The organism is Rhizobacter sp. P3_C12 (assembly GCF_056402735.1).
Map to the genome: position 1 here is coordinate 1 of NZ_JBFUGW010000499.1, position 2,550 is coordinate 2,550.

General features: G+C 73.2%; 3 protein-coding genes. All 3 read left to right on the top strand.

All coding sequences use genetic code 11. From position 1 onward, the window contains the following. Nucleotides 1-152 precede the first annotated feature (152 nt). Nucleotides 153-1,223 (top strand): stage II sporulation protein M, encoded by a 1,071-nt coding sequence (locus AC1DXV_RS33760; RefSeq protein WP_477866018.1) that lies wholly within the window; start codon nt 153-155, stop codon nt 1,221-1,223. Continuing rightward, complete coding sequence (locus tag AC1DXV_RS33765) at nt 1,213-1,938, top strand: hypothetical protein (RefSeq protein ID WP_477866019.1); 726 nt, start codon at nt 1,213-1,215, stop codon at nt 1,936-1,938. Before AC1DXV_RS33760 ends, AC1DXV_RS33765 begins: the two co-directional genes overlap by 11 nt. Next, on the top strand, nt 1,928-2,550 hold a 623-nt coding region (locus AC1DXV_RS33770; RefSeq protein WP_477937931.1), incomplete at its 3' end, for a DUF4129 domain-containing protein. The genes AC1DXV_RS33765 and AC1DXV_RS33770, both read left to right, overlap by 11 nt.

A 2,550-nucleotide genomic window follows, 5' to 3' on the forward strand; every position in this document is an offset into this window, starting at 1 on the left:
ATGCGCGGCCAGCGGCTCACGCCCGCCCGCTTCGACGAGTTGGCGGTGCTGGCCCGCTCGGCGACCGATGCCGGCGCCGGTGCGACGGACGCCACGCAGCGCCTGCTCGGCGTCGCGCACTGGCTGCTCGGCCGCCGCGGAGACGCCGCCCGATGACGCCGCTGCAGTTCGAGGCCGCGTACACGCCGCTGTGGGACGAGCTGCAGGCCATGCTCGACCGCGTGGAGGGCGCCCGCCCGCGCCAGAAGAAGGACCAGTCGGCCGACAAGCAGGCCGACAAGAAGAAGGAGCGCGCCAAGGGCAAGCCCGCGCCGATCGACGGCGCCCGCCTCAGCGTGCTGTACCGCCGCGCCTGCGAGCACCTGGCGCTGGCGCAGGCGCGCGCCTACCCGATCGGCCTGACGCAGCGCCTGGAGCAGCTCACGCACCGCGCGCACCAGCTGATCTACCGCCGCCACGAGCCGGGCTTCGGCATCGGGCGGCTGCGCCGGCTGCTGCTGGTCGACATCCCGCAGAGCGTGCGCGCGCACCGCGGCTACCTGCTGGTGGCGGCGCTGCTGTTCGTCGTGCCGACGCTGCTCGTCGGCTGGGCCTGCTGGCGCGACCCCGGCTTCATCCTGCACCTGATGGACGCCCAGCAGGTGCGCAACTTCGACCAGATGTACGGCCCCGGCGCCGACCCGATCGGCAAGCCGCGCAGCGCCGAGACCGACTGGCAGATGTTCGGCTACTACATCCAGCACAACATCGGCATCGGCTTCCAGTGCTTCGCGGCCGGGCTGTTCGGCGGCATCGGCAGCGCGTTCTTCCTGGTCTTCAACGGGCTGCAGGGCGGCGCGGTGGGCGGCTACCTGACGGCGCGCGGCCACGGCGAGGCGTTCTACTCGTTCATCGTCACGCACTCGGCCTTCGAGCTGACCGCCATCGTGATGTCCGGTGCCGCCGGGCTGCGGCTCGGCCACGCGCTGCTCGCACCGGGCCGTCGCACGCGGCTGGAGGCACTGCGCCATGCGTCCTCGCACGCCATCGTCGTGATGTACGGCGTGATCGCGTTCCTGCTGATCGCCGCCGCGGTCGAGGCCTTCTGGTCGTCGGCCCGCTGGGTCGAGCCGCAGGTCAAGTACGGCGTCGGCGCGGCCTGCTGGGCGCTGGTGATCGCCTACCTCGGCTGGCAGGGCCGGCCGCGCCGCGCCGCCGATGAGAAGGGCCCGGATGCAGGTTGATGCGATCGCCGTCGAGCTGCGCCCGCGCCCGATGCACGAGGCCGGCGACCTGGGCGTGCGCCTGGTGCAGGCCCATGCGCGCTCGGTGTGGGCGACCTGCACGCCGGTGTTCGTCGCGGTGTTCCTGCTCGCGCTGTCGAGCGTCGAGATCGCCAGCTGGCTGCCCAGCGTGCTGATCTTCTGGCTCAAGCCCTGGATGGACCGCAGCGTGCTGTTCGTGCTGTCGCGCGCGGCCTTCGGCCAGTCGACCCGCTTCGCCGACCTGTGGCGTGCGCAGCGCGAGGTCTGGTGGAGCCAGCTGTTCACGAGCCTGACGTGGCGGCGCCTGTCGCCGTGGCGGCCGTACACGCAGCCCATCTACCAGCTCGAAGGCCAGCGCGGCAAGGCGCGGCGGCAGCGGCGCGCGCTGATGCTGCGCGCGCAGCGCGGGCCGGCCGGGATGATGCACCTGGCGTTCGCGCACGCCGAGGCCTTCCTCGGGATCGGGCTGATGGCGTTCATCGCGCTGCTGCTGCCCGAGGGGCTGCGCAGCATGGCATGGGACTGGTTCACCGGCGGCAGCCTGTCGTCGTCGTTCGCCACCGCCACCGGCTACGCGCTGGTGGTGCTGATGCTCGAGCCGTTCTATGTCGGCGCCGGCTTCGCGATGTACCTGAACCGCCGCGTGCAGCTCGAGGCCTGGGACATCGAGCAGGAGTTCCGCCGTGCGTTCTAGTGCTGCGTGGGGGCTGGCGCTGGCGTTGCTGGGAGCCCAGGTGCAGGCCCAGCAGGCGCCCGCTGATGTCGCGGCTTCGGCGGCTTCGGCCCCGTCGCGCGACGCGGTCGAGGCCGAGCTGGCCACGCTGCGCGCCGACCCGCGCTTCGGCGGCACGCAGAAGCAGAAGACCTGGCGCTTCAAGGAGCGCGCGTCGGAGCCGACGAAGTCCGAGCCGCCGTCCGGCATGCCGGCCTGGTTCAAGTGGCTGGGCGAGTTCGCGCGCTGGATGACCGCGGCCGGCCGTCTGGTCGTGTGGGCGATCGGTGCGGTGCTGGTGGCCGTGCTGATCGTCGGGCTGCGCTACTGGATCCGCGAGCGCGCCGGTGCGCTGCCGCAGCGCGCCGCCCCGTTGCCGAGCCACGTGCGCGACCTCGACATCCGCCCCGAGAGCCTGCCCGACCGGATCGGCGCGGCCGCCGCGGCGCTGTGGCAGCGCGGCGAGCAGCGGGCCGCGCTGTCGCTGCTGTACCGCGGTGCCCTGTCGCGCCTGGTGCACGTGCATGCGCTGCCGATCCGCGCCGCCAGCACCGAAGGCGAGTGCGTGGCGCTGGCGCACACGCGGCTGCGCGC